The organism is Synechococcus sp. BMK-MC-1 (genome assembly GCF_014279955.1).
Taxonomy (GTDB): Bacteria; Cyanobacteriota; Cyanobacteriia; order PCC-6307; family Cyanobiaceae; genus Synechococcus_C.
Genome location: NZ_CP047939.1, coordinates 2036019 through 2061478, shown reverse-complemented (window position 1 = coordinate 2061478; position 25460 = coordinate 2036019). Strand labels below are relative to the sequence as shown.

Below are 25460 nucleotides of genomic sequence, written 5' to 3'. Positions count from 1 at the left end.
TTGAGCGGGGCCAAAGGGTTCGGTCACCCGCACGCCGAATCCATGGTCGATGGGTGATGAGCGCACATAAGTTGGCAGTCGGTGACCTTGAGTGCCAGCTCGGGTCGCTGTCGCGCTTCGGCGCCCTGTCCCTGCTCCTGCAAGTCCCCATGGCAGCTGTTTCTCTCAGCGTCTCCACCGTCAAGCCCCTCGGCGATCGCGTGTTCGTCAAGGTTTCCGAATCCGAGGAAAAGACCGCTGGCGGCATCCTTCTTCCCGACACCGCCAAGGAAAAGCCCCAGGTGGGTGAGGTGGTTCAGGTCGGCCCCGGCAAAGCCAACGAAGACGGCTCCCGTCAGGCTCCTGAAGTCGGCGTAGGCGACAAGGTTCTCTACAGCAAGTACGCCGGAACCGATATCAAGCTCGGCAGTGACGAGTACGTGCTCCTGTCCGAGAAGGACATCCTGGCTGTCGTCAACTGAGACAGCACAGCTTCGGCTGACCATCTTCTAGTCCCTACGAACCATCGCCTCCCATGGCTAAGCGCATCATTTACAACGAGAACGCCCGCCGCGCTCTCGAGAAAGGCATCGACATCCTTGCGGAATCCGTTGCCGTCACCCTCGGCCCCAAGGGTCGCAACGTGGTGCTGGAAAAGAAGTTCGGCGCCCCGCAGATCATCAATGACGGTGTCACCATCGCCAAAGAGATCGAGCTCGAGGATCACATTGAGAACACGGGTGTTGCCCTGATTCGTCAGGCTGCTTCCAAAACCAACGATGCCGCCGGTGACGGCACCACAACCGCCACTGTTCTGGCCCACGCCATGGTGAAGGCGGGTCTGCGCAACGTGGCTGCTGGCGCCAATGCCATCACCCTCAAGAAGGGCATCGACAAGGCTTCGGATTTCCTTGTTGCTGAAATCAAGGACAAGGCCAACCCGATCAGCGACAGCAACGCCATCGCTCAGGTGGGAACCATCTCCGCCGGCAACGACGAGGAAGTGGGTCGGATGATCGCCGACGCCATGGACAAGGTCGGCAAGGAAGGCGTGATCTCCCTGGAAGAGGGCAAGTCGATGACCACCGAACTGGAGGTCACCGAAGGCATGCGTTTCGACAAGGGCTACATCTCCCCTTACTTCGCCACCGACACCGAGCGGATGGAAGCGGTGCTGGATGAGCCCTACATCCTGCTCACCGACAAGAAAATCGGCCTGGTGCAGGATCTCGTTCCTGTGCTGGAGCAGATTGCCCGCACCGGCAAGCCTCTGCTGATCATCGCTGAGGACATCGAGAAAGAAGCTCTGGCAACCCTGGTGGTGAACCGTCTGCGCGGTGTGCTGAACGTGGCGGCCGTGAAGGCCCCTGGCTTCGGCGATCGCCGCAAGGCCATGCTCGAAGACATGGCTGTGCTGACCAACGGTCAGCTGATCACTGAGGACGCCGGCCTCAAGCTCGAAAACGCCAAGATCGAAATGCTGGGCACCGCCCGCCGCGTGACGATCAACAAGGACACCACCACGATCGTTGCCGAGGGCAATGAGGTGGCTGTGCAGGCGCGCTGCGAGCAGATCAAGAAGCAGATGGACGAAACCGAGTCCACCTATGACAAAGAGAAACTGCAGGAGCGTCTGGCCAAGCTGGCCGGCGGTGTCGCTGTGGTGAAGGTGGGTGCAGCCACCGAAACCGAGATGAAGGACAAGAAGCTTCGTCTCGAGGACGCCATCAATGCCACCAAGGCTGCGGTTGAGGAGGGCATCGTCCCCGGTGGCGGCACCACCCTGGCTCATCTGGCCCCCGCCCTTGAGCAGTGGGCTGCCTCCACGCTCAGCGGTGAGGAACTGATCGGTGCCAACATCGTGGCCGCGGCTCTGACCGCTCCTCTGATGCGCATCGCAGAGAACGCCGGAGTCAACGGTGCTGTTGTGGCCGAAAACGTGAAGGCCAAGTCCTTCAACGAGGGCTACAACGCTGCCAATGGCGACTATGTCGACATGCTCGCTGCCGGCATCGTCGATCCCGCCAAGGTGACCCGTTCCGGTCTGCAGAACGCGGCATCCATTGCCGGCATGGTGCTCACCACCGAGTGCATCGTGGCGGATCTTCCTGAGAAGAAGGAAGCAGCACCGGCCGGTGGCGGCATGGGAGGCGGCGACTTCGACTACTGATCGACACCGATCAGTCGCGTCAAGCGCAATCAACCCTGTTCAACATCAAGACCCCTGCTACGGCGGGGGTCTTTTTGTGGATGCCATCAGTAAGGATCTGTTGATGCCTCTCCTCAACCCTTTGGTGCGGGGAGGGAACTGGCAAAACCTTGTCATCCCTTACTTCGGCGGGGACTTGGCAATTGGAAAAATCTTCGATGTGATCCTCAACTCTCTGATCGTGGGTTGGGCCCTGTTCTTCATCATCAAGGCGATCAACCGCTCACAGCGAACCCTTGAAAGTGGAATGTCCACCTTCAAAGAGTCGGCTAACGCCAAACAGGGCAACCCAGGCGATTGATTACTTCAGCCAGCCAGCGCTGAGGATGATCGCAAGCGTGAGAAACACCGCCAACGTGGTCCACGTGATGCGGTTCAGGGTTGCCTCAGCGCTGCTGGAGCTGGTGAACGTTGAACTGCCACTGGCGGCAAGACCTCCCATGCCATCGCCCTTTGGGCTGTGGAGGAGGACAAACAGAATGAGCAGCAGGCCGCTGCCGATCCAGATCCAGGAGAGAACTGTTGTAATCATCAGCTGATCCTATGGCGGGTCGGGTCAGACTGGCTGGGGCAACTTGGCGCTGGACGGCGCTGGCGTGTCAATAGCTTCAATCAAGCTTTGACCGGTCATGGCTGCAGGTTTGTCGAGGCCCAGCAGCTGCAGCAGTGTTGGGGCGATGTCCGCAAGACCACCTTCGTCGCGCAAGCGCAGCGCATTGCCCATGCCCACCAGCTTGCGCCTCTCACCCTCGACAAGAATCACAGGCACGGGATTGGTGGTGTGTGCTGTCCAGGCCTCACCATCGGCACCGCGCATGCACTCAGCGTTGCCGTGGTCGGCAGTGATCATCAAGGTGCCGCCCATGCGTCCGACGGCATCGAGCAGGCGACCGATGCACTGGTCCACGGTTTGGATCGCTTCGGTGGCGGCTTGCATCACTCCCGTGTGCCCCACCATGTCCGGATTGGCGTAATTGATCACGACAAGGGAATAAATCCCCTGTTCGATGGCGGCGATGCAGCTGTCGGTGAGCGTGTCGGCGGCCATGGCCGGGGCCTGGTCATAGGTGGCCACCCGGGGAGAGGGCACCAGATGCCGGTCTTCTCCATCGAGGGGCTGCTCGATGCCGCCGTTCATGAAATAGGTCACATGAGGATATTTCTCGGTTTCCGCTGTGCGGTATTGCTTCAATCCTTCAGCAGCCACCACCTGGCCGAGGAGGTCGTCGAGGGATTCGGGAGGGAAGGCCACCTCCACGGGCAGTCCGCTTTCGTATTGCGTGAAGGTGACAACATCCAATTTGGGATGGTGCGGACGCTCAAAACCATCGAATGCATCCAGGGTGAGGCTCTGAATGATCTGACGCGCGCGGTCGGGACGGAAATTGAACATGAGCAGGGCGTCACCGTCTTGAAGATGGCTGCTGCTCAGGCGCGTGGGCTCCAGAAATTCATCGGTGGTTCCCGCGGCGTAGCTCGCTTCGAGAACGGCTGAAGCGTCGCTGTTGCTGCAGGGATGGTCAGGATCTGTCAGCAGCGCGTAAGCGCGTGCGGTGCGTTCCCAGCGCTGGTCGCGGTCCATGGCCCAGTAGCGGCCGCACAGGCTGGCGATCTCGCCCACACCGCAGGAATGGATGGTGCCTTCGATGGTGTGCACGTAGCGCGGTGCACTCTGGGTGGGTGTGTCACGCCCATCGGTGATCGCGTGAATGGCCACGGATTCGATCCCTTCTTCAGCAGCCCAGCGCAGTAGACCGCAGATGTGATCGACGTGGCTATGCACGCCGCCATCGGAGCAGAGCCCGAGGAGATGGAGCGTTCGGCCGCTCTCGCGCAGGCGCGCAGCCAGCTTGCTGAGCGCGGGCACTGCTGCGAGTTGGTTGGCGCGCACCGTGTCACCAATGCGCACCAGCTCCTGGCGAATGATGCGTCCTGCGCCAATCGTGAGGTGGCCGACCTCCGAATTCCCCATCTGCCCGTCAGGGAGTCCCACATGGGAGCCGCTGGCCTGGATCAAGGTGTTCGGATAGGCGTGCCTCAAGGCATCCATCACCGGGGTCTCGGCCGATCGGATGGCGTTGAAATCGCTGCCTTCACGGTCGCCCCATCCATCCAGGATCGCGAGCACCACAGGTGCCACCGACGACCTCTGCTTGGGAGGTCCAGCTTGGCGATCAACCGCGTTCACTCAGCGTGTCTCCCTTCTTAAGGACTTCTCCAGATTCACAAGTTACCTCCGGATCCCTCCCTCAGTGAATCGTCCGCCGCTGATCGGTCAGCTTTCGCGGACGCCCCGCCGGCTCAAACGCATAAACTCAGCGCCCTGCTCACTGGATCCATGGGGACGGGCGGCCATGATGAACGGATCGAGATTCTTTCGTCCGACGAACTGAGAAGAACGTTGATGCGCCTGGCCTCTCAAGTGCTTGAGAGCGTTGGTGGGCTTGATGATCTCGTCTTGCTTGGCATCCCGACGCGGGGTGTCCAGCTGGCTGCGGTTTTGGCGCGTGCTCTGGAAGAACAAGCTGGTCGGCCGGTGGCCAGAGGAACCTTGGATCCCACCTTTCACAGGGACGATCTCGAGCGCGTGGCCATGCGACCGGTGACAGGCACCGACCTTCCTGTGGGTGTGGAAGGGCGGGATGTGGTGCTTGTGGATGACGTGATTTTCACCGGTCGTACGGTTAGAGCGGCACTTGAGGCGATTCAGGCCTGGGGACGTCCCCGCAGGGTTCTGCTGTTGGTGATGGTGGATCGCGGACATCGCGAACTGCCGATTCAGCCTGATTTCTGCGGGCGCACCGTTCCGACGCGTCGCTGTGAAACGATCGAACTGCGTTTGATGGACGTGGATGGTGAAGAAGGGGTGTTTCTGCGCAGAACTCAGGACGCAACCTGAAGTTCATCACTGCGGAAATGGGCCTTGTAGCGACCAAAGGCCACGATCACCGGAAGCGTTGGGCTGATCGGGCGCCCTTTCCATTCCGTCAGCACGGTGACCACCTCTCCCTCACTGCCCTGGAGATCGAAGGATGTGCCCCGATGTTCGGGATGGTTGTAGACCACCACTGATGAGGCGACGACGACCTTGTCACCAGGCTGCATGAAGTCTCAAGTCAATGGGCGAATTGTCTCACGGCTTCTTCGCCTTGCAGAGGCTTTCAGGCCCCTCCTCCACCAGCACACCGTCGAGATCGGAGCAACCGGCAACGAAAGCGCTCCAAGGATCCATGCCTTCGCCAATGCGCTGTTCAACGGCCTCGTTCAGGCGCTCCAGATCCACGCTGTGATCAGGGAGATCACCGTGACTGGTGTGGCTTTGCTGATCGCGAAGGTTCTTGATGGCGGTTTCGATCTGACGTCGCAGCGGCAGGGCATGGCGCTGCCACCAGGGATGGTCGAGTTGATTCAGCACACTCAAGGCTTCCCACCATTGTTGACGCTGGACCCGCTCCTGCAGGCGCTCATGATCGACGCGATTGCGGTTCCAGGTTTCTCTCAAACTGTCGCTGAGTTGGCTCCCCGTGCGCTGCCCCCTTGTCTCGAGGGGGGACAAGGTGGCCAAGGCTGCGTCGAGGTTTCCAGCTCGGAACTGGGCCAGTGCCTTCTCGCGGACCTGAGAACGCCACTCTTTCAGCCGCTGGCGATCACTGGTCTGCTCCGCTTGGCTGCCGACTGCAGAATTCACAAGCTGGGTCTGCAGTTCCAGTGCTTTGCCTGTGTTTCCGGCTTCCCAGCTGAGCTGCGCTTGGCGGCGTCTGCAGAACGCTTGCTCGAGGGGCGCTTCTGTCCCTAGCCAACGCAGGGCGGCCAGCTGCTCTCCATAGCGCAGGCATGCATCCAGGTCGCCAGCCGCAGCAGCGTTTTCGAGGCGTTTGGGCAGCTGCTGCTCCCACCAGTAGGCGGTTCCGCAAAGCGCCAGAACGCCACCCAGCGTGGCGATCAGCCAAAAGCGGGGGAGAGGGCGTCGAAGCGCCAAGACACACTTGAAAGGAATCCCTTTCTATGGACTCCTGCGACGCCGGACATCCCGTTGTGGACGGACCGGCTACCGCACGGTGCCGAGGCTGACTCTTTCGAGGCGCCTGCCGTTGCGAAGGTCTTCCCCCTCCATGATCAGCTCGGCATGCTCATCGAGCACAAAGTGCAGTTTCAGGCAATCCTCTCCAGGCTGAGCCGGGGGATTGAGCATCAGGGTGAACGAAGGACCGGGACGCTCCTTCACAGCTGCTGCATCGGATGTGCGTTCGATCACCTGCGGAAGTCCATCGACAAGTCTCACCTCGTGGCGTGCCTCCAGCTCTGGCTCGCCCAGGACGAATTCAAGGGTGGTTTGATCCACGGCACTGGCACTCAGCACCAGCTCAAAGGGCTGGCTTGATGGCCAGGGTTGTCCTGCAACGAAGAGAGGATGCCAGTGATGTCGGTTGCTGCGACGGTCCCAGCAGCGCAACGCAATTCCCCGTTGCAGAAGATCGAGAATCCGAACTCCCGGTGTGAGGCTGAGGGCTCCGCGGGCGACGGCTTCCATCGGAGGTGGGGTGCAGAGAGGAACCGGGCTCATGAAGCGGGTGAGCCACGCGCGCAACTGGGGGAGATGGGCGCCTCCACCAACGATCACAACGGCGCTGAGGTCGCTGCGGCGACAGCCTTGAACGGCGGCAGACCGCAAGGTCTGATTGAGAAGCTCCTCCAGGAGCAGGAACAGTCCCCGTTCCTCCAGGATCTGGGTGAAGCGTTTGCGGTTCATCTGCAACGTGGCGGGAGTCGCCATGGCGGGACTGCTGGCCAGTTCCGTCAGTTCCTCCTCATCGTTGATGTCGGTGTTTGAAAGTCGGCATTTGAGTCGTTCGGCTGCAGCGAGACAGGCGGTGAATCCATCGCCTTCGCAAGGAAGGCCTGGCGGTTGGAGTGCGTCGAGGATCCAGCGGTCGAGATCTCGACCCCCCAGCGCGATCCCTGCTTTTCCGAGCACGCGCGCCTGACGGAGGGTTTGGCGACTTTTGCTGAGGTTTCGGCTCTGGAAGCGCAGCAGCTGCGCCAGAGGTGCGGCGCGGCCTTCGCCTCCCTCCAGGGCCACGAGTGACAGATCGAGTGTGCCGCCGCCGAGGTCCACAACCAGCAATTTCGCTCCTGCCGGTAACCCCGCCCCAAGGGCTGCGGCCGTGGGCTCATCCACCATCGCGATTTCAGGAATCTGCAGCGGCGCACAGGCGTTCAGCAGCCACTGGCGGTAGGACGCGTCCGTTTCCACCGGCGCGGTGAGCACGAGGCGTTCGATGGTGAGATCTTGGGGAATCCGCTTCCAGATTTCCTGGAGCAAGCGCGCTCCAGCCTGATCAGGACTGAGCCGCTGACGCCACTCGGAGGGAACGGGAAGGCCGATCCAGCGCTTGAAGTCTCGGTGGAGCTGGGGAGCATCACGGTCGCCCAGGCCGCTCTCCAGCACCTGGCGGCCCACCAGAAGCCCGTCTGTGTCTTGATCATCCAGCCAGAGCATCGAGGGGACCTCGCCTGCTTCGCGACTGATCGGCGCCAGGTCAATCAGCTCGATTCCCACCGCGTCGCAGGCCTGAAAGGCCACCACGGTGTTGGTGCTTCCCAGATCAATGGCCAGGGTCCCGCGTCGGGAAAGATGAAGGTTTTGTTCGCCAGCGCGGGGCTTCGTCATCCCCATGGGCACGTTGGAGGAAGGTTGAGACTACGGGGATCAGTCATGGATCGGTTACGGCGACTGGTGTTTTCCTTTTACCGGGAGGACCCTGAGATCGAGGCGGAGCTGGAACCCCTTCGGGACTGCCGGATGTCGAGGAGCTGGGGAACCATCCGCGTGGAGTGTGTGGATGCCGGTCATCTCGAGGAGGTGAGTGCCTTGCTCAGCCACCTGCGTCGCCCGCTGGTGGCGATGGGGCTGGGGCGTCAGATCGTGCTGCGCGTGCCGGGCCGTCCACAACGCTGTTATCCGATGCACATTCCCTTCCACAGCGACCTGTTCACTTAAGATGCTGAATTCCTTGGAACTGGGCATGCTCACGGCCGGAGTCGACCATCAGGACCTTGCCAAGCGAGGAGAAAGTCTGATCCGTCAGTCGAGCAATCGCTATCTGACAACGGTACGCATTGCGTTTCGTGCCAAGCAGCGTCGCTTTGATGATTTCGACGGCTTGCTGGAGGAATCCAGCGTGAAGCCTGTGCAGCGAGCCATCGTGGAGCTCAGCGATGAGCAGGATCAGCCCGATCTCCTGCCGGGATGATTCAGCAGGAGGGTCCCGGCTGGAGACTGGCCAGGGATCCTCAACGCCATCCCTATGGCGCACTGATTGGTGGGGAGACCTGGGCCGTTGAGCTCACCGAATCCGAGGCCGGCGCGTTGGCCTCGTTAATTCAGGATTTGGTCGACCACCATGCGGCCCTGCGCGGGCAGCTGATGGACGAGGAGCTGATCACCCTCGAGCTGGAACGCACTCCATGGTGGGGATCTCTTGAGGGAGATCGTGAGGGTTGGTCCCTGCAGATGATTCTGAGGCCGGAGGACGGCTGCGAGCGAGGTGTGGAGGTGTTTTGGCCGGCCCCAGCGGCCGCAGCCGTGGCCGCTGCCATGAGAACGCTTTGGGACCTCTCCACTGATCAGCTGAACTGATCAATCGCGATGCACTGATTTTTCCCGAGGCTTTTCCGCGCTTGTGCCACTGTTTTCCACAGGCCTGGCGCCGGTATCGGGCTTCTGGCCTCGCTCTGTGGAAAAGGGCAGTGATTGCGCGTGCGGAGGTTGACGAAGCTGCTTGCGGCTGGCCTGTCGTTCTATGAGGCAAATCCCCGGCTGTGAAGGCTGTCTGCCACTGAAATCTCATTGGGAGAGTTGTTGGGATTGCCCAAAAAGTGCTGCCTTGACGCAGCGTTGTTGATGTGGAGAACTGGTAGCCATTGGAAGGGATTGCATGCACCTGGTTGATCAAACGGTTGAAACGACGAGCCAAGCTGGACTTGCGTGTACTGCTCTGGAGGAATCCGGTTCTGTGAGCTTTCAGACGGAGGTCTCCCAGCCGCTCCAGCAGGCCATGGTGGGGTTCATTGAGCGTTGCCCCAACTGGGATCAATACCGTCTTGTGCAGGCTGCAATCGCGGGATTTCTGATTCAGAACGGTGTTGATTCCCGCGAGATCACCCGTCTTTATGTGGGAAGCATGTTCCGGCGTGAATCCCTGTCCCAGGGGGTTTGAGTCCGGCAGCTGGCCATCAGGAGCAAGGCCGAGAATGGAATGCTCAGCAGAAGGCCCAGGCAGGCGCCCATCAGGCCGATCAGGTTGACCCCCAACAGAAGTCCCAACAGGGCGAGCACCTTGATGCGGTTGGCTTGAACAATTTTGCGGCTGTGCTCCATCGCGGCCAGAGGGCGATGGCCGTAGTGCACCAGTAAGGGGAGAGCCAGTATCTGGCTGAGGGACCAGGCCGCCAGCGCTAGCAGTCCCAAGAGCAGAACTGCTGTGGAGAAAACCCCGCTGTGGGATGCGATCAGCCCGCTGAGGATGCGGATCACATTCAAGGCACCGATGAACACCACCCCCTCGAGCAGAACAAGCGCTGTGGTTTGGCGCAACAGCCAGCGCAGGGGGCGCCCCTTGCCTGGACTTGTGTCGGCGTCGGAACCAGAACCCACGGGCAGAAGTTGATCGGCCAGGCGCAGCAGCGACACCAACGGTCCAAGGGTCGCAGGGATTGTCAACAGCAGCAGGGCGTTCCCCGCGAGTCGGAGGCCGCTGTGCCCGCTCTCCTGGAGGTCGCGAGCGAGGACGCCAAGACCGGTTAAGGCAATCAGGGTCAGTGCGGTCAGCCCGACGCATTGCCATGGGGCTTTGCCGAACCCGATCCAGGCTCTCGGAATCAGGGTGGTCAGCGGCAGGCGTTCCGCGCTGGACACCTGCTGGGGGTCACTGGAGAGGGCCAAGTCGCTTCAACAGATCGTGGGCAATGGCCTCGTCCACAGGGAGGATCGAGAGACGATTGCCACGCTTCACCACGGCCAGTTGTTCGGGTTGGTAGGCCTGGCGCAGATCGTCAAGGCTTAAGAGGCTTCCAAACCGGCCCTTGTAGGTGAGTTTGACGCAGTCCCAGCGGGGTGCTTCCGGCTTTGAGGCTGGATCGTGGTACTTAGAGGAAGGATCAAACTGGGTGGGATCAACAAGACCCGTTTCGCTGACCTCCATGAGGCCAATGATGCCGGGGGGTTTGCAGTTGGAGTGATAAAAAAAGGCCTGATCGCCAATGGCCATTGACCGCATGAAATTGCGGGCCTGGTAATTGCGAATTCCATCCCAAAGGGTGGTGTGCTCCTGTTGGAGATGGTCAATCCCGTACACATCGGGTTCGCTTTTCATCAACCAGTAGGCCACGGATTTCGCAGTGTTTTCCGCAGCCTAGAGATCTTTCACCGCATTGATTAACCGCCGGAAATGATCGCCTCTGGCCTCGAAGTTGGGGTACTGGTCGAAACTGGCACAAGCCGGTGACAGCAGCACGCTGCCGGCCTCAAAGTCCTTGGCAAGGCTCAGGGCTTGCGGCACGGCCGCGTTCAGGTCGGCGTGATGCATCACCGGACCTGTGAAGCCAGCGGTCTCGATCAGATCGGCGAGCTCCCCGGCGCCTGCTCCAAACAGAACCACGCCGCACACCTGGGACTGGAGAAGCTCCAGCCATGGATCTGGATCGCCCTGCTTGGTCTGACCGCCGGCGAGGAGCACCACAGGCGCCTGCACGGAGCGCAAACCCACGGCGGCAGCGTCGTAATTCGTGGCCTTGCTGTCGTTGAACACGGGGATGCCCCCAACCGACCCAAGGGGTTCAAGCCTGTGCGGGACCCCGGTGAAGCAGCGCAGTGCCGCCTCGATGCTGGACGCTGAGACACTCGCTTCCAGCGCAGCAGCGGTCGTTAAAAGCATGTTCTGACGGTTGTGATCGCCGGGCAGGGGTAAGGCGTCGGCCGGGAACAGTGGCCGCTCTCCCTGGCTCACCCAGCCCTGAGCATTCACGCTGATCCTGTGGATTGAGTCCTTGTCGGGGCCATCATCGGCGCCGGACACCCAGCGAAGGCCTGGCCGTGACCAAGCACCGCAGTGTTGGCGGATGTCGGCGTCATCCGCATTCAAAACGGGAGTCTCTGCGCGCTCCAGCAGGCCCCGTTTGATGGCGCGGTACGCCGCGAGGGTTCCGTGCCTTTCGAGGTGATCCGGTGTGAGGGTTGTCCAGATTCCGATGCGCGGCGACACCTCCCCTGCGGCTTCGATCTGATAGCTGCTCATCTCCATCACGACCCAGTCAGGCTTGGGTCTGGTTCCTTGCAGGACTTCAAGGGCCAGTTCGGCTGCGGAATGACCAACATTGCCCGCCATGGGCGCTTCAAGGCCGGCATGGGCCAGCACGTGTTGGAGAAGATGGGTGACTGTGGTTTTGCCGTTGGTGCCGGTGATGCCGATCCAGGGAATGCCAGAGAGGGCATCCCAGGCCACTGACATTTCACCGCGGACGCGCAGGCCCTGGGCGCGCAGGGCATTGAGTGTGGGGTGATCCCAGGCAATTCCAGGACTGATGACCACCTCTGAGGCCTGGTCGAGCCAGGCGGTGAAGCTGTCAAGCTCGAGAGGGCGCCCCAGCTCGATGGTGATGTTCTGCTGGCGCAGGGCATGCGCTGTGTCTTGCAACGCCGGGGTATCACCCCGTTCGAGCACCACCACGTCGTGCCCTTGAGCCTGGAGCAACCGGGCCGCGCCCGAACCGGATCGGCCGAGCCCGACAACGATGGACAGAGGCATCAAGAAACTCCTGTCCAATCAAGGGAAATGGGCGATACTGGAATCGAACCAGTGACTCCTACCGTGTCAAGGTAGTGCTCTACCTCTGAGCTAATCGCCCGCATTGTCACCCTTCAGAGAATCTGCGGTGATCGGTTGGATCGATGTCCACCGGGTGAAATCGAAGTTAGCAGCTCACCGGCGCATCATTTCGACTCGCCATCGCTCACGCTTGGTGAGCGTCAGGTTCAGCACCTCCACGCTTCCGCGGTCCTGGAGTTGCAGTTGATCGCCCACCTTGACGTCTCGACTGGCCTGGCGGATCGCTCCCCAATTCAGTCTGAGGCGTCCTTCCTTGATCTCCCGCGTCACCTTGGAACGGGACAACCCGAAGCCCGCTGAGGCAATGGCATCAAGCCGGCAGGACGCCTCCACGCTGCGCAGGAGCCGCGGCGTGCGCCTGGCAGGCCATTGCAGAGCATCGAGAGGAACCGTTTCCAGCAGAAGCGGTACATCGCGAACCTGTCCAGTCAGTCCGTTGAGCTGCTCTCCGGCCTCCGGGGTGCAGACGGCTTGCGCTCCCCGGTCACCGCGCAGCCAGAGATCACCGATGGAATCTGCGCTCACATCGAGTTGCATCAGCGCCTGACGCATGTCATCGGGTTCAGCGCGGTCAAAAAGAAAGTTGCCTTCCAGGCGAAGACCGCAGAGCGGGGCTGATTCCGCGTCAGCCTCCTGATCGCGGCGGCTCAGTTGAAGCCGGCAGCGTTCGGCGCCTTCCCGGCCTCCATCGCGCACCATTCGCAACTCCGCGAGGGCCTCGAGCTTTCCGGCCTCCTCCAGTTCAGGGCCAGTGAGAAAGGGACTCCAGCTGGGTTGCCAGGTGCGCAGCACCTCTTCGGCCTGATCGAGGAGCCGAGCCATCACCGCCCGATGGCAGGAGCCAGCGAGGAGCGCATCTCTTGGCAGTGTCATACGTCGCTCAGCCGCACAACCTGCTGGGGACGCACCTTTTGAACGAGTGTCCAGGGAAGCTCCACCCCGGGTCGGGTCTCGAGCAGGAGTAACCAGGCGTTTTCCTTGTGACGGTTGCGCAAAATCCGCACGCCGTCGTCGTTATCTGAGGGAACGCTGGCGGCTGCTGCATAGCTGCCCATCAGACCGGATCCAAGACCCAGCAATCCTCCAAGCACCATTTCGCCGAGCGTTCCGAAGCGGGCAAAGGTGTCGAGCGTTGTGATCTGGGTAAAGGTGGCTCCGGCCAGGAAACCGAAGGGCATCAGCCACCGCGACATAGAGCGCTGACGCTTCGTTCTGGTCAGGCTTGGATTCAAAAGGTCGACCTCGTCGATGCGCTCAGCTGTTAGCTCACCGGAGGAAGCAGGTTCATCGTCGGGAGCCACGAGCGCCACTCGCAGCAGATGGGTGCCTGCCTCCCGCAAGGAGGCCACGAGGTTCTCAGCGGCGTCGCGTTGGCTGAGCACCAGGACACAGACGGGCATGGACAGACTCGGCGCGAGGGCACATTCTCCATGGTTTGCCGCTGAATCAGAGGGGCTGCGGCGCAGCCTTCTCGATCAGGGCTCAGGAGCGATCGGATCAATCTCTAAAGTGGATGGCGGCTTTCTCCTGCCGCTGGATGACCAAAGTTCTCGTTTCAGACCCCATTGATCAGGCGGGGATCGACATCCTCGGGCAGGTGGCTCAGGTGGATCAGCGCACGGGCCTTTCGGCCGAGGAGCTGAAGTCCATTATCGGTGACTACGACGCTTTGATGATCCGCTCAGGCACTCAGGTGACGGCGGATGTGATCGCTGCGGCTGATCGCCTGCGCATCATCGGCCGGGCTGGTGTGGGTGTTGACAACGTGGATGTTCCCGCTGCGACCCAGCGCGGCGTGCTTGTTGTTAACTCACCCGAAGGCAACACGATCGCGGCGGCTGAGCATGCCCTCGCGCTGCTTCTGTCCCTGTCGCGTCATGTGCCCCAGGCCCATGGCTCCATGCGCGCCGGTGCCTGGGACCGCAAGAAGTACGTGGGAAATGAGCTTTACAAGAAGGTTCTCGGCGTTGTCGGTCTTGGAAAGATCGGCTCCCATGTGGCTCGGGTCGCCAAGGCGATGGGCATGGAGGTGATTGCGTTCGATCCCTTCATTTCTGCCGATCGCGCCCAGCAGATGCAGGTGCGGCTCACCACGCTCGAGGATCTGTTCCGTCAGGCCGACTACATCACGCTTCATATTCCCCGCACGCCGGATACCGAAAACCTCGTCAATGCTGAGCTGCTCCGCTCGATGAAGTCCACGGCCCGCATCGTGAATTGCGCGAGGGGCGGAATCGTGGATGAAGCGGCTCTGGCCGAAGCGATCGAGAACGGTGTCATCGCCGGGGCGGGGTTGGATGTGTATGCCTCAGAACCGCTGGCTGAGGATTCTCCGTTGAGGACCGTGGAACGCGGATTGGTCCTGACCCCTCACCTTGGCGCCTCCACTGAGGAAGCCCAGGAAAATGTGGCGACGGATGTGGCAGAGCAGATTCGTGATGTGCTGCTCGGTCTTCCAGCGCGCAGCGCTGTGAATATTCCCGGGCTGAGCGCGGAGATCATGGAGCGGCTCAAGCCCCATCTCCAGCTCGCTGAGACGCTGGGACTGCTGGTAAGTCAGCTCAGTGGCGGGCAGGTGCAGGAGCTTGAGGTGAGGCTTCAGGGTGAATTCGCCCTCCATCCCTCACAGCCTCTGATGGTGGCAGCGCTGAAGGGTTTGCTGACCAGTGCTCTTGGTGATCGCATCAACTATGTGAATGCCTCTCTGGAAGCCAAGGGACGGGGCATTCACGTGCTGGAGGTGAAGGATGACGCCAGCCGCGACTTCGCCGGTGGCTCGCTCCAGCTGACCACCCGCGGCGGCCAGGGAGGGCACAGCGTGACCGGTGCGGTGTTCGCTGATGGGGAGCTGCGGGTCACCAACATCGATGAGTTTCCTGTGAATGTGCCCCCCAGCCGTCACATGCTCTTCACCCGCCACCGGGATATGCCCGGGATCATTGGCCACCTTGGCTCACTGCTGGGTGAGCACAACGTGAACATTGCCTCCATGCAGGTGGGGCGGCGGATCGTGCGCGGGGATGCCGTGATGGTGTTGAGCATCGACGATCCGATTCCGCCGGCGTTGCTGGCCACGATCCACGGGATCAACGGGATCCAGGAAGCGCATCCCGTCACGCTGTGATGTGGTGGCGCCTGTCTCTGCCACTGCAGCCAGAGCTGGAGGAATCCCTGCTCTGGAAGCTCACGGCCATGGGACTCCACCGGGTGGCGGTTCAGCATGCCCCTGAGGCCCCAGATCAACGCACGCTGCTGGCCTGGCTGCCTGCCCATGAATGGCCGCAGGACCAGCGGCTTGAGCTGATTGCGAGCCTGGCTCCCCTCGCTGAAACCTTCGACCTTCAGCTGGCGGACCCGCAATGGGATGAGTTGGCCGATGAAGATTGGAGCCGCAGCTGGAAGCAGCACTGGCAGCCAGATCCTGTGGGGAAGGGGCTTCTCATCCTTCCCGCCTGGCTCAGTGTTCCTGAGGAGCATGCCCAGCGTCTGGTGCTGAAGATGGATCCCGGTAGTGCCTTCGGGACCGGGAGTCACCCCACCACACGCCTGTGTTTGGAGGCTCTCGAAGCCGCGCCGCCCCAGGGGCTGCGGGTGGCTGATCTCGGATGCGGGAGCGGCGTGCTCGGCCTGGCGGCACTGGGGCTCGGGGCCCGCGAGGTGATGGCCGTGGATACCGACTCCCTGGCTGTCCGAGCCACATCAGAGAACGCGTCCCTCAACGGTCTGGCCCCTGAAGCGCTGCGCGTTGCTCAGGGGTCTCTGGAGACCTTGGAGACCCTTCTGGCGTCTCAGCCGTCGGACCTTCTGCTCTGCAACATCCTGGCGCCGGTGATCGAAGCCCTGGCGCCAGGCTTTCAATCCATCCTCAGCGCCCAGGGGCGGGGGCTTCTGAGTGGGCTCCTGGTGGAGCAAGCTCCGCGCCTGACCGACGTGCTCGAGGCGCTGGGCTGGTCGGTGCAGCCTCTCGCCAGTCAGGGGCGCTGGGGACTGCTGGAGATCCGCCGGAAAGTTCAATAAGCTGGGCTTATGTAAGTATCGGATTTGATTGGCCTTGGCCCTAATGCTCAGTGGAAGCGTGTGGGGGGACGCCTGTCCGATGTAGAAGGGTGCGGTCCTGCGAGCCCGATTGCTTCGGGTCTCTGCACACTTCATCCATCCATGGCTTCTTACAAGGTCACTCTGGTCAGCGAGAGCGAAGGTCTCAACAAGACCATCGAGGTTCCCGACGATCAGTACATCCTCGATGCCGCTGAAGAGCAGGGCATCGACCTGCCCTACTCCTGCCGCGCCGGCGCCTGCTCCACCTGTGCTGGCAAGATCACCGCTGGCACCGTTGACCAGTCCGATCAGAGCTTCCTGGACGACGACCAGATCGAAGCTGGTTTCGTGCTCACCTGCGTGGCCTACCCCACCTCTGATTGCACCATCAAGACCCACGCCGAGGAAGAGCTCTATTGAGCCCCTCCGCAACAATCAGCTCTCCTTAACCGGAGAATGCTCTGCCACCCCCAGGGGTGGCTTTTTGTTGGCAGGGTGGTGTGTGTCTGGCCGATCGAAGGATGTCCTCCGCCACCGCTGCTACTCCCCTGCGACCTGAGGTTGATGGGCTTCTTGCTCATGGCACGGTGCATACCAGTCCTGGGGGCCAGTACAGCTTCAGGGTGATCGGTCCCTGTTGCCGGCTGTTCGATCGCGATGAGCTGCCCTGGCCCTGCTGCCGCCTCGTGTGGCGCAGCAAGGAGCCGAGTTGGCGCCGGGTGGGCCGTCGTTTCGTGCCCGACCTCGCCTCCCGTCGTTGCCCCTCCTATGCGGTTGAGCTGCTTCAGCCCGGTTCCAGGCCTACCGCCACCGTGCTGACGCTGTTCTCCATGCGTTTCACTCCTGAGCTTCAGGAGTGGTGGTACAGCCGGCATCCCCGTTCCTTCGATGCGGCCAATCAACAGCCTTGAGCAAGGCCGGGTTTGGCAAGCCATTAAAAAAGCCCGCTCTGCAGCGGGCTTCAAAGGGGCATTCGCTACGAAGGCGTTCTGGATGAATCAGAAGTAGATCTTGCCGCCACCCCATTCCTGGCCCAGCACTTTTGGAGCCACGAGGATGTAAGCCGACATCAAGCGCAGATCTTCATCTGTGAGGTCACGCATCGCGGGATAGAGGTCCCGGCTGCGCATGCTGGGGTGAAGGTCGGCGATGCTGTATTCCCCGTCGTAAGACGTGGGGTCCTGGAGGTAATCCACCAGTGCTGCCACGTTGTCGCGGGCTGGGGTGGCCAGGGCCAGGGTTTCAGGGTCGAGGCCAACGTTGTGGTTGGTCTTGGTGATGCCACCGGCATGGCAGGTGCCGCAGCTGGTGTTGAACACCTTGCGTCCAGCTTTCACCTGCTGCTCCGAGAAGGTGACGGGACTGCCTTCGGCGTCAGCGGGAACCGTCAAGGTCTCCGCATCCCAAGAGGCAGCCTGGGCAGGGGTGCCGATCACCAGGACGGCGAAGGCCGACAGCACGATCAGCAGTCGGCTCAGGGAGCGACGCACGTTTGGGAGGAAAGAGGCCATAAAAATGCCGGAGACTGATGGAGACAGCACACAACGCTCTTGTATCACGGGGTGGGATCCCCCTGTGGCCGATCGCGCTCAGGCGATCACGAACTGTTGCAGCACGATGGATCCATCTGCGGGGTGACGTCGATGGAAAGGAAGTCTTTGGCGAGCACCGTGGCGGGAAAAATCGCCTGGGCTTCCGCGAGCAGATCGTTTGCAGTGACAGCATTCCCCGGGGCATAGCGGGGACTGAGGTGGGTCAGCACCAGTTGGCTCACACCCGCCTCCGCCGCCGTTTGTGCCGCCATGGTGCTGGTGGAGTGCTGGCGTTGGAATGCCATCTCCGCTTCGGCATGGGAAAAGGTGGATTCGTGAATCAGAAGGTCCGCTCCGCGCGCGAGTTCCACGGCGGCTTCGCAAAACACGGTGTCGGTGCAGTACACCACGCTGGCTCCACGCCGCGGGGGGCCGCACAACGCGTGGCCGTCAATGCGGCGGCCATCATCAAGAATGACGGTCTCACCGCGCTTCAAAGCGGCATAAACAGGCCCGGGTGGGATGTTCAGATCCCTGGCTTTGGCCACGTCGAATCGACCGGCCCGGGGCTTCTGATCCACCCGGTAGGCATAGGCGGGCACCCGGTGATGCAGGGGCGTGGCCCGCACTTGCAGATCGTCGTCCTCGAAGACAATCCGTCCTGATTCGGCAGCTCCACGCACCGGATGTACGGCCAGCGGATAGCCAATGCGGGTGGAGCTGGTGCGCAGAACGCCGTGCAGGTAGGCATCGAGGGGATCCGGTCCGTAGAGATCCACCCCGGCACTGCTGCCGCTCAGCCCCAGGCTGGCCAGGAGCCCTGGCAGCCCGAACACGTGATCGCCGTGCATGTGCGTGATGAACACGCGGCGCAGTTGGGAAAGGCGCAGATCGCTGCGCAGGAATTGGTGCTGCGTGCCTTCTCCGCAGTCAAACAGCCAAAGCTCCGACCGTTGCGGCAGACGCAGCGCCACGGCTGACACGTTGCGGGCGCGGGTCGGAACTCCGGAACTGGTGCCGAGAAAGGTGACCTGCACGGCGGAGCGGGCTCAACGGCCAATCTGCCACGGAGGCCTGGCTCTCCGGCAACAGGAGGGGCACACTGGGCGCCCATCGGTGCCTGGAGTGTCCCCGTTCGTCTCCAACCTGCGGCCAGTGCTCAGGGCTGTCGCGCTGGCGCCCCTTGCCGTCGCTGCCCTTGCGGGTGAGCCGCGGGTTGCGGTGACCGCCCAGGAGCCGATGATGCGGGTTCTTATTGCCGAAGCACAGACGCTGCAGTTCAGGGCCGATGCTGCGCTGCCGCTGCGGGTGCGCGGCCTCGGAGGACAGGAGCGCTCTCTGCAGCGGTTGTCGGTCAGCCTCCGTGGCGGCTCCCTGCTTCTCGATGGTTTGGGTCAAGCGCCATCCCTGCGCGTGTCCACGGATGATCCCCGGGGCCTCTGGCTCGGCCAGCGGCGCTACCGCGGGGATGTGCTGCTTCTGCCCCGGGGCGGTCGCGTGCTGGCCATCAACAGGCTTGGGATCGAGACCTATCTGCCCAGTGTGGTGGGCAGTGAGATGCCGGCCAGCTGGCCGCTCCCTGCGCTCCAGGCCCAAGCGGTTGCCGCACGCACCTACGCCCTCCGGCAGCGGGGCAAAAAGGGCGACTTCGATGTGAAAGCCACCGTTGCCAGCCAGGTGTACAAGGGCGTCGAATCGGAGACCCCACGCACTCGGGAGGCCGTCGATACCACCCGATCGCTGGTTCTGGTGCATGGCGGCCGTTTGATCAATGCGGTGTTCCACAGCAGCTCGGGTGGGGCGACCGAGCCCAGCGGAGAGGTGTGGCGCCAACAACTGCCCTATCTGGTGAGCGTTCGCGATCACGACGACCACAGCCCTGTGCACCGATGGAACAAGCGCTTCGATGGCGGCGATCTTCAACGGCTCTTCAAGGAGACCGGCGGAGTGGAGACAGTGCGTGTTCTGAGCACCAGTTCCACCGGGCGGGTGCGCTCGGCTCGCATTCAGGGGCCGAGAGGGGCGTTGGTTCTGTCAGGGCGTGAGCTGCGTCAGCGGCTTGGCCTCAAAAGCACGATGGTGCGTTTCGCCATGGTGAGCGGTGGCGACAGGGAGCTCTCTCCAGCACGTCCGTTGGATTCCGAACCAGCCCGCGCGCGGCCGGCTCTGATCGGCCTTTGGAGCGATTCGGCCAGTGGCTCCAGTGAAGCTGCGGATCCGGGGCTTGCGCCACCACCGCCACCGCCACCACCGCTGCAGATGCCTCTCACTCTCAGCAACCACGACCGCCCGAACAGCCACGACCGCCCGAACAGCCTTGATCGTTCAAACAGCCTTGTGCTCGAAGCACAAGGCCAGGGGTATGGGCACGGTGTGGGTATGAGCCAATGGGGAGCCCACGGTCTTGCTGAGCAAGGGGCTGATTTTCGCCAGATTCTTCTTCACTACTACCGAGGGGTGCAGATTCGTCCCTACCGGCCGAGCGATGATCCATCGCTGGCATTCAGCCCAGGACCGGAGCCAGCCTGGTGGGGTTGATCCCCGCCCGATCTGTGTCGAAGCTTCCCCCGTCCATCTCGGTTCAGCGCCGCCCTGATCCCGTTGCGCTGATGGATGCGGTGGTGGATGTGCTGGATGCGTCTCTGCAGACGGGTGTTCAGCAGCAACACTTCCGTCCTCTTGGCCTGGCCACCGGCCGCACCATGGAGCCTCTCTATGCGGCGCTCTGTGCGCGGCTGAAGCGCTGGCCTGCGCTTGATCTGCAGTGGCTACGGGAGCACTGGTGCAGTTTCAACCTCGATGAATACGTGGGGCTGCCGGTCGGGGATCCGCGCAGCTTTGCGGCCTACATGCAGACCCACCTGGCGGGTCCCCTGGATCTGCCGACCGACCGGGTCAGACTTCCTGACGGCAGGGCCAGCGATCCAGGTTTGGAGGCCCGTCGTTACAGCACGGCTTTGCAGCAGGCCGGGGGACTCGGCCTCCAGCTTCTTGGCCTGGGCAGCAATGGCCATGTGGGCTTCAACGAACCGCCCTCAGGGGTGGATAGTCCTTGCCGCGTGGTGACGTTGCAGGCAGCGACGCTGATTCAGAACGCTGACGCCTTCGGCGGTGACTCCGAGGCTGTGCCCAAGCAGGCGATCACCCTCGGGTTGCAGGAGATTCTCAGTGCCGAGGTGATTCACCTGATCGTGACCGGCAGCGCCAAGGCGGAGATTCTGCGCGCGGCCTTGTTGGAGCCCAGCACTGATCTGATTCCCGCCAGCTGGCTTCAGCAGCATCCCCAGGTGCACGTGTGGGTGGATGATGCCGCCTATGCCCGTCTTTCGGCACCGTGACGCGTTGGCAGTTCTCGATTGATCGCGGCGGCACCTTCACCGATGTGGTCGCACGCCGGCCTGACGGAGGGCTGATCGTGCGCAAGGTGCTGTCGGTGCAGCCTGGCCTGGAGGGCGATCCGGCGGTGGATGCGATCCAGGCGCTCATGGCGACGGAAGGCCTCGGTTCCCCATCAGGCATCGAGGAGCTGCGACTGGGAACCACCGTTGCCACCAATGCCCTGCTGGAGGGCAAGGGGGAGCCCGTGCTGTTGCTCACGAACAAGGGCCTGGCCGACCTGCTGCGCATCGGTGATCAGCACCGGCGGGACCTCTTCGCGTTGGAGATTCCCCCGTCTCCTTCCTTGATCGCGGCAGTTGAGGGGGTCTCGGGACGTTTGGATGCGGCGGGGCGCGAGCTGGAGCCGCTGGTGATCGATGCCGCTCTGATCAGCCGGTTGCAGGCCCATCGCGCCGCGGGTCTGCGCAGTTGTGCCATCGCCTTGATGCATGCCTGGCGGACGCCAGCCCATGAACGGGCCCTGGCGGAGGCGGTGCTCGCCGCTGGCTTTGAGACGGTGATTGGCTCCCACCAGGTGAGCCCTCTGCCCCGACTGGTTCCCAGGGGCCAAACCACCCTGGTGGAGGCTGCTGTGCGGCCGGTTTTGCAGACCTACCTCAACCAGGTACAGGCTGCGCTGCAGGGACGCCCCCGGCTGCGGGTGATGACCTCCAGTGGAGGCCTGCAGGCCCCAACGTCTCTGCTGGCCAAGGACACGATCCTGTCTGGGCCGGCGGGGGGCATGGTTGGTGCCGTGGCTGCGGCCCAACAGGCCGGTGTGGGGCATCTCCCCCTGGTGGGCGTGGATATGGGAGGCACGAGCACCGATGTGTTCTGCTTGCCGGCAGGTGCGGCCGATCGCGATTGGGACCGCAGCCCCGAAACAGAGATCGCCGGTTTGCTGCTCACGGCATCGCGATTGCCGATTCACACGGTGGCTGCCGGGGGGGGCTCGATCATCCACGACGATGGCGGACGGGTGTTGGTGGGGCCCCGCTCGGCCGGCGCCGATCCAGGCCCCGCCTGTTACGGCAGGGGTGGACCCCTCACCATCACCGATGCCCATCTGCTGCTGGGCCGGCTGCAGGCTCAGGCTTTCCCGGCGTTGTTTGGTCCGAATCGTGATGCCCATCCGAACCTGGCGATCACGCAGAACAAGTTCGCTGTTCTGGCTGAATCGCTGCAGCGCACACCGGAGGTTTTGGCGGAAGGGGCCCTCGACCTCGCGGTTGAGGCCATGGCAGCAGCCATCCGTCAGGTCTCTCTGTTCCGCGGTCATGACATCCGCGGGGGCGTCCTGGTCGCCTATGGCGGTGCGGCCGGCCAGTTGGCCTGTCGCGTGGCCACTGCCCTCGGGCTGCGCCAGGTGTTGTTGCATCCCCTGGCCGGGGTGCTCTCGGCCTATGGGATTGGTCAGGCCCGTCCGCGGCAGCTGCGGCAGTCGGCGGTGCGCGAGCCCCTCGATGGCGCCTGCCTGACTCGGTTGCCAGCCCTGGTCGCCGAACAGCTGGCCCTGGCCCACGCTGCCCTGAAGCAGGTGTGCGGTCGTTCCGTGGTGGTGGGGGAGCAGCGGGTCCATCTGGAACTGCGGGATGGGGCCGCGGAGCAGGGACTGCTCATCGCTCTTGAGCCTCCTCCGCAACAGCCTTCCCTGGAGAATCTGCGGGCAGCCTTTGCCCAGGCGCACCAGCAGCGCTTCGGCTATGCCCCAGCTCCCGACACCCGGTTGGTGGTGGAGCGGATCGACGTGGAGGTGCTGGCTGCGGCGGAGCTCTCGGCGCAGGGCCAGGACGAATGCTTAGGGCCTGCCGGCACTCTCGCCAGCGTTCCTGATGCAGCGATGGTGCATTGGCCGCAGCGCGGATGGTGTGCCGTTCCGGTGGTGCAACGGCTGCAGCTTTCCGTGAATCAGCGCCTGGAGGGCCCGGCCTTGATCCTCGATCCCACCGCTGGAACTGTGCTGGAGCCTGGTTGGTCAGCCCGGAGACTGCCGAACGGGAGCCTGTCGCTGGAGATGGATGGGGCGCTACCAGGGGGTGCGGCGATGCCTGCCGCTGCGAGTCGCGAATCTTGCCCCCCGCAGAGCCCCGATCCTGTGGATCTGAGCCTGTTCCATCACCGGTTCATGCAGATCGCTGAACGGATGGGAGAGCGGCTGCGTCAGACCAGTCGCTCGGTGAACATCCGCGAACGGCTTGATTTTTCCTGCGCCCTCTTCGATGGCGAGGGTGCCCTGGTGGCCAATGCTCCCCATATCCCCGTGCATCTGGGCTCCATGGGTGATGCGGTGGCCGATCTGCTGCTGCAGGTGCGCCGGGGCGACCGTCCTGCGTTGCGGGACGGCGACACGATCATCAGCAACGACCCCTTCCACGGCGGCACCCACCTGCCTGATATCACCGCCATCACGCCGGTGTTCAGCGATCGGTTGGATGCACCGTTTGCGTTCGTGGCCTGCCGCGGGCACCACGCGGATGTGGGGGGACTGACCCCGGGGTCGATGCCCCCCTTCAGCAGGCGGATCAGCGAGGAAGGGTTGCTGGTGCGCAACTGGTGGCTGATGCAACAGGGCGTTCTGAATCAAGACGGCTGGGCTGAGCTGGTGCGCCAGCAGCCCTTCCCCCTCAGGGCTCCGGATTTGCTCTGGGCTGATTTGCAAGCTCAGGTGGCGGCGAACCACCTCGGACTGCAGCTGTTCCAAACGCTGCTTCAAGTTGAGGGGCGAGCGCGCGTGGGTCGCTATCTCCAGCATGTGCAAGACCACGCCGCGAGCACCGTTCGCCGCCTGATCGATCGTTTGCAAGAGCGGCACTGCGAGGTGCAGCTGGATAACGGGGCCTGGCTGCGGCTGGCGTTGCGGGTGCAACGGCACCGTCGTGAAGCGGTGCTCGATTTCAGCGGCAGCTCTCTGCAAGGCGATCACAATTTCCATGCTCCGCTGGCAGTCACCAAGGCCGCCGTGCTGTATGTGCTGCGCTGCCTGGTGGAGGAGCCGATCCCCCTCAATGCCGGTTGTTTTCAGCCCTTGACCCTGGTGGTGCCGGAGGGGTGTCTGCTCAATCCCCGACCGCCTGCTGCGGTGGTGGCGGGGAATGTGGAAACCTCCCAGGCGCTCTGCAACCTTCTGTTTGCCGCAGTGGGTGCCATGGCGGCGGCTCAGGGCACGATGAACAACCTCACCTTTGGTGATGGGCGGCGGCAGTACTACGAAACGATCGCAGGCGGCGGCGGCGCGGGTCCGGGCTTCCCTGGGTCCTGTGGTGTGCAGACCCACATGACCAACTCAAGGCTCACGGATCCTGAAATCCTCGAACAACGCTTTCCCGTGAGGCTGGAGCGCTTCGGATTCCGCCCTGGCAGTGGTGGTGCCGGCCGTTGGCCCGGGGGCGATGGCCTGGTGCGGGAGTTTCGATTCCTGGAACCGATGACAGCGGCGCTGCTGTCGGGTTCAAGATTGGTGGCGCCCTTTGGTCTTGAGGGTGGCGAGGATGGCGCGCCCGGGGCTGCGCGTCTCACCCGCGCGACTGGTTCCTGCGAACCGCTTCAGGGATGCGCCCAACTGGAGGTGCAGCCAGGGGATCGTCTGTTGATTGCGACCCCTGGTGGCGGAGGCTGGGGAGTGGCGACAACGGCGTCTGCCCCCTGAGCGGACCCTCCATCGGCTCAAGGCACGAAGGCGTCGTCGATCTCCAGGTTTGTGCTGATGCTGTTCACGTCATCCAGGTCCTCGAGTGCCTCGAGAAGCTTGAGGCACTGCCGGGTGGTGTCTGGATCCTGGGGGACCACCTGGGTGAGGGGATGCCATGCATGGGTCCACTCCTGAACCTGCCAGCTCTGCTGCCTGAGCCCGTTCTGCAGGGACTCGAGGACTTCGAAGGGGCCATGGACCAGGGCCTGGCCGTCGTCGCCGAGTTCATAGCCATCGGCTTCGAGGCTCAGCAAGCTTTCCAGAAGCGCTTCTTCGCGCTCTGCGTCAGCCTCAATTCTCACCTCGCTCCGATGCTGGAACAGGTAGCTGACGCATCCACTTTCGCCGAGGTTGCCGCCGTGTTTGCTGAAGGCGAGGCGCAGCTCCGCCGCCGTGCGATTGCGGTTGTCGCTGAGGGCTTCCACCAGAACGGCCACGCCGCCTGGGCCATACCCCTCGTAGCGGATGGATTCCAGCTTGATGGCCTCTCCGCCCTGCCCTGATCCCTTGGCGATCGCCCGCTCGATGTTGCCAGCTGGAACGCCGGCGGCCTTGGCCTTGGCAATGGCCGTTCTGAGCTGGAAGTTGCCATTGGGATCAGCCCCCTGTCTGGCTGCAACGGTGATCTCGCGGCCGATCCGCGTGAACACTGCGCCCCGTTTGGCATCCACCACCGCCTTGGTGCGTTTGATCTGGGACCATTTGCTGTGGCCGGCCATCGGATGCGCTGACGTCCGTCTCTGGCACAG

Annotated in this window: 28 protein-coding genes and 1 tRNA gene; 15 read left to right on the top strand and 14 right to left on the bottom strand. The window is 62.9% G+C overall.

All coding sequences use genetic code 11. From position 1 onward, the window contains the following. Positions 1–149 precede the first annotated feature (149 nt). The 3 genes from groES to SynBMKMC1_RS11720 are packed head-to-tail and all read left to right on the top strand — an operon-like array spanning position 150 to position 2489. Positions 150–461 (top strand): co-chaperone GroES, encoded by a 312-nt coding sequence (gene groES / locus SynBMKMC1_RS11730; protein ID WP_011933892.1) that lies wholly within the window; start codon positions 150–152, stop codon positions 459–461. 53 nt (positions 462–514) lie between these two features. Continuing rightward, positions 515–2149: a chaperonin GroEL gene (gene groL, locus SynBMKMC1_RS11725; RefSeq protein WP_011933891.1), complete on the top strand. Its 1635-nt coding sequence runs from the start codon at positions 515–517 to the stop codon at positions 2147–2149. Beyond that, positions 2115–2489: an MscL family protein gene (locus SynBMKMC1_RS11720; protein ID WP_370593918.1), complete on the top strand. Its 375-nt coding sequence runs from the start codon at positions 2115–2117 to the stop codon at positions 2487–2489. The genes groL and SynBMKMC1_RS11720 overlap by 35 nt, the downstream gene beginning before the upstream one ends. Here SynBMKMC1_RS11720 and secG read toward each other — a convergent pair whose 3' ends face one another. Next, positions 2490–2720, bottom strand: coding sequence for a preprotein translocase subunit SecG (gene secG, locus SynBMKMC1_RS11715; RefSeq protein WP_186471875.1), 231 nt, complete (start codon positions 2718–2720; stop codon positions 2490–2492). It lies immediately after the preceding gene. A 24-nt stretch (positions 2721–2744) separates the two neighbouring features. Then, complete coding sequence (gpmI, locus tag SynBMKMC1_RS11710) at positions 2745–4376, bottom strand: 2,3-bisphosphoglycerate-independent phosphoglycerate mutase (protein WP_186471874.1); 1632 nt, start codon at positions 4374–4376, stop codon at positions 2745–2747. Positions 4377–4526: 150 nt separating this feature from the next. Between gpmI and pyrR the strand changes: the two genes are divergently transcribed. After that, on the top strand, positions 4527–5087 hold the full coding sequence (gene pyrR / locus SynBMKMC1_RS11705; protein ID WP_011933887.1) for a bifunctional pyr operon transcriptional regulator/uracil phosphoribosyltransferase PyrR: 561 nt from the start codon (positions 4527–4529) through the stop codon (positions 5085–5087). Here the strand turns inward: pyrR and SynBMKMC1_RS11700 are convergent. The 3 genes from SynBMKMC1_RS11700 to SynBMKMC1_RS11690 all read right to left on the bottom strand — a co-directional run bounded on the left by SynBMKMC1_RS11700 (position 5072) and on the right by SynBMKMC1_RS11690 (position 7865). After that, positions 5072–5293, bottom strand: coding sequence for a ferredoxin-thioredoxin reductase variable chain (locus SynBMKMC1_RS11700; RefSeq protein WP_006043330.1), 222 nt, complete (start codon positions 5291–5293; stop codon positions 5072–5074). The two genes, pyrR and SynBMKMC1_RS11700, sit on opposite strands and share 16 nt — an antisense overlap. A 28-nt stretch (positions 5294–5321) precedes the next feature. Continuing rightward, a complete protein-coding gene (locus SynBMKMC1_RS11695) occupies positions 5322–6167 on the bottom strand; it encodes a hypothetical protein (protein ID WP_186471873.1) in 846 nt (281 codons plus the stop codon). A gap of 69 nt (positions 6168–6236) precedes the next feature. Beyond that, positions 6237–7865, bottom strand: a complete 1629-nt coding sequence (locus SynBMKMC1_RS11690) for an Hsp70 family protein (RefSeq protein ID WP_186471872.1) — start codon at positions 7863–7865, stop codon at positions 6237–6239. A gap of 39 nt (positions 7866–7904) precedes the next feature. On the opposite strand from SynBMKMC1_RS11690, the gene SynBMKMC1_RS11685 reads away from it, so the two are divergent. The 4 genes from SynBMKMC1_RS11685 (at position 7905) to SynBMKMC1_RS11670 (ending at position 9408) form a co-directional block, all read left to right on the top strand. Continuing rightward, entirely contained in the window at positions 7905–8189 is a 285-nt protein-coding gene (locus SynBMKMC1_RS11685; RefSeq protein WP_011933884.1) for a hypothetical protein, read from the top strand. Between the two features lie 25 nt (positions 8190–8214). Further along, complete coding sequence (locus SynBMKMC1_RS11680; protein WP_006043334.1) at positions 8215–8442, top strand: DNA-directed RNA polymerase subunit omega; 228 nt, start codon at positions 8215–8217, stop codon at positions 8440–8442. Beyond that, positions 8439–8828: a DUF1818 family protein gene (locus tag SynBMKMC1_RS11675; RefSeq protein WP_186471871.1), complete on the top strand. Its 390-nt coding sequence runs from the start codon at positions 8439–8441 to the stop codon at positions 8826–8828. Before SynBMKMC1_RS11680 ends, SynBMKMC1_RS11675 begins: the two co-directional genes overlap by 4 nt. A 298-nt stretch (positions 8829–9126) precedes the next feature. Beyond that, positions 9127–9408 carry a DUF2811 domain-containing protein gene (locus SynBMKMC1_RS11670; protein WP_255486187.1) on the top strand — a complete coding sequence of 94 codons (282 nt, stop codon included), beginning with the start codon at positions 9127–9129 and terminating at the stop codon, positions 9406–9408. Here SynBMKMC1_RS11670 and SynBMKMC1_RS11665 read toward each other — a convergent pair. The 6 genes from SynBMKMC1_RS11665 to SynBMKMC1_RS11640 all read right to left on the bottom strand — a co-directional run bounded on the left by SynBMKMC1_RS11665 (position 9360) and on the right by SynBMKMC1_RS11640 (position 13475). After that, the gene (locus SynBMKMC1_RS11665) at positions 9360–10133 is read right to left on the bottom strand and encodes a hypothetical protein (RefSeq protein WP_186471870.1); all 774 of its coding nucleotides are present in this window, start codon (positions 10131–10133) and stop codon (positions 9360–9362) included. The genes SynBMKMC1_RS11670 and SynBMKMC1_RS11665 overlap by 49 nt on opposite strands. Continuing rightward, entirely contained in the window at positions 10117–10563 is a 447-nt protein-coding gene (locus SynBMKMC1_RS11660; protein ID WP_186473448.1) for an EVE domain-containing protein, read from the bottom strand. Before SynBMKMC1_RS11660 ends, SynBMKMC1_RS11665 begins: the two co-directional genes overlap by 17 nt. 39 nt (positions 10564–10602) lie before the next feature. After that, the gene (gene murD, locus SynBMKMC1_RS11655) at positions 10603–11994 is read right to left on the bottom strand and encodes a UDP-N-acetylmuramoyl-L-alanine--D-glutamate ligase (RefSeq protein ID WP_186471869.1); all 1392 of its coding nucleotides are present in this window, start codon (positions 11992–11994) and stop codon (positions 10603–10605) included. A 28-nt stretch (positions 11995–12022) separates the two neighbouring features. Beyond that, positions 12023–12094: transfer RNA gene (locus tag SynBMKMC1_RS11650), tRNA-Val, on the bottom strand. Between the two features lie 74 nt (positions 12095–12168). Next, the gene (locus SynBMKMC1_RS11645) at positions 12169–12948 is read right to left on the bottom strand and encodes a photosystem II S4 domain protein (protein WP_186471868.1); all 780 of its coding nucleotides are present in this window, start codon (positions 12946–12948) and stop codon (positions 12169–12171) included. Further along, positions 12945–13475 carry a hypothetical protein gene (locus tag SynBMKMC1_RS11640; RefSeq protein WP_186471867.1) on the bottom strand — a complete coding sequence of 177 codons (531 nt, stop codon included), beginning with the start codon at positions 13473–13475 and terminating at the stop codon, positions 12945–12947. The genes SynBMKMC1_RS11645 and SynBMKMC1_RS11640 overlap by 4 nt, the downstream gene beginning before the upstream one ends. Before the next feature lie 137 nt (positions 13476–13612). Here SynBMKMC1_RS11640 and serA point away from each other — a divergent pair, with 137 nt between their 5' ends. The 4 genes from serA to SynBMKMC1_RS11620 all read left to right on the top strand — a co-directional run bounded on the left by serA (position 13613) and on the right by SynBMKMC1_RS11620 (position 17024). Next, complete coding sequence (gene serA, locus SynBMKMC1_RS11635; RefSeq protein ID WP_186471866.1) at positions 13613–15199, top strand: phosphoglycerate dehydrogenase; 1587 nt, start codon at positions 13613–13615, stop codon at positions 15197–15199. Further along, a complete protein-coding gene (gene prmA / locus SynBMKMC1_RS11630; RefSeq protein WP_011933875.1) occupies positions 15199–16092 on the top strand; it encodes a 50S ribosomal protein L11 methyltransferase in 894 nt (297 codons plus the stop codon). The genes serA and prmA overlap by 1 nt, the downstream gene beginning before the upstream one ends. A gap of 141 nt (positions 16093–16233) precedes the next feature. Beyond that, the gene (locus tag SynBMKMC1_RS11625; protein WP_006043345.1) at positions 16234–16533 is read left to right on the top strand and encodes a ferredoxin; all 300 of its coding nucleotides are present in this window, start codon (positions 16234–16236) and stop codon (positions 16531–16533) included. 101 nt (positions 16534–16634) lie between these two features. Further along, positions 16635–17024, top strand: coding sequence for a hypothetical protein (locus tag SynBMKMC1_RS11620; protein ID WP_011933874.1), 390 nt, complete (start codon positions 16635–16637; stop codon positions 17022–17024). Between the two features lie 87 nt (positions 17025–17111). Here the strand turns inward: SynBMKMC1_RS11620 and psbV are convergent, their stop codons facing one another. Together psbV and rnz are read right to left on the bottom strand one after the other, a co-directional pair. Further along, on the bottom strand, positions 17112–17624 hold the full coding sequence (gene psbV, locus SynBMKMC1_RS11615) for a photosystem II cytochrome c-550 (RefSeq protein ID WP_011933873.1): 513 nt from the start codon (positions 17622–17624) through the stop codon (positions 17112–17114). A gap of 86 nt (positions 17625–17710) precedes the next feature. After that, complete coding sequence (gene rnz, locus SynBMKMC1_RS11610; protein WP_186471865.1) at positions 17711–18682, bottom strand: ribonuclease Z; 972 nt, start codon at positions 18680–18682, stop codon at positions 17711–17713. A gap of 88 nt (positions 18683–18770) precedes the next feature. Between rnz and SynBMKMC1_RS11605 the strand changes: the two genes are divergently transcribed. The 3 genes from SynBMKMC1_RS11605 to SynBMKMC1_RS11595 are packed head-to-tail and all read left to right on the top strand — an operon-like array spanning position 18771 to position 24669. After that, entirely contained in the window at positions 18771–20183 is a 1413-nt protein-coding gene (locus tag SynBMKMC1_RS11605; RefSeq protein WP_186471864.1) for a SpoIID/LytB domain-containing protein, read from the top strand. Beyond that, complete coding sequence (locus tag SynBMKMC1_RS11600) at positions 20174–20983, top strand: glucosamine-6-phosphate deaminase (RefSeq protein WP_186471863.1); 810 nt, start codon at positions 20174–20176, stop codon at positions 20981–20983. Before SynBMKMC1_RS11605 ends, SynBMKMC1_RS11600 begins: the two co-directional genes overlap by 10 nt. Then, a complete protein-coding gene (locus tag SynBMKMC1_RS11595; protein ID WP_186471862.1) occupies positions 20980–24669 on the top strand; it encodes a hydantoinase B/oxoprolinase family protein in 3690 nt (1229 codons plus the stop codon). The genes SynBMKMC1_RS11600 and SynBMKMC1_RS11595 overlap by 4 nt, the downstream gene beginning before the upstream one ends. A 17-nt stretch (positions 24670–24686) precedes the next feature. Here SynBMKMC1_RS11595 and SynBMKMC1_RS11590 read toward each other — a convergent pair whose 3' ends face one another. After that, the gene (locus tag SynBMKMC1_RS11590; RefSeq protein ID WP_186471861.1) at positions 24687–25430 is read right to left on the bottom strand and encodes a YebC/PmpR family DNA-binding transcriptional regulator; all 744 of its coding nucleotides are present in this window, start codon (positions 25428–25430) and stop codon (positions 24687–24689) included. Positions 25431–25460 lie beyond the last annotated feature (30 nt).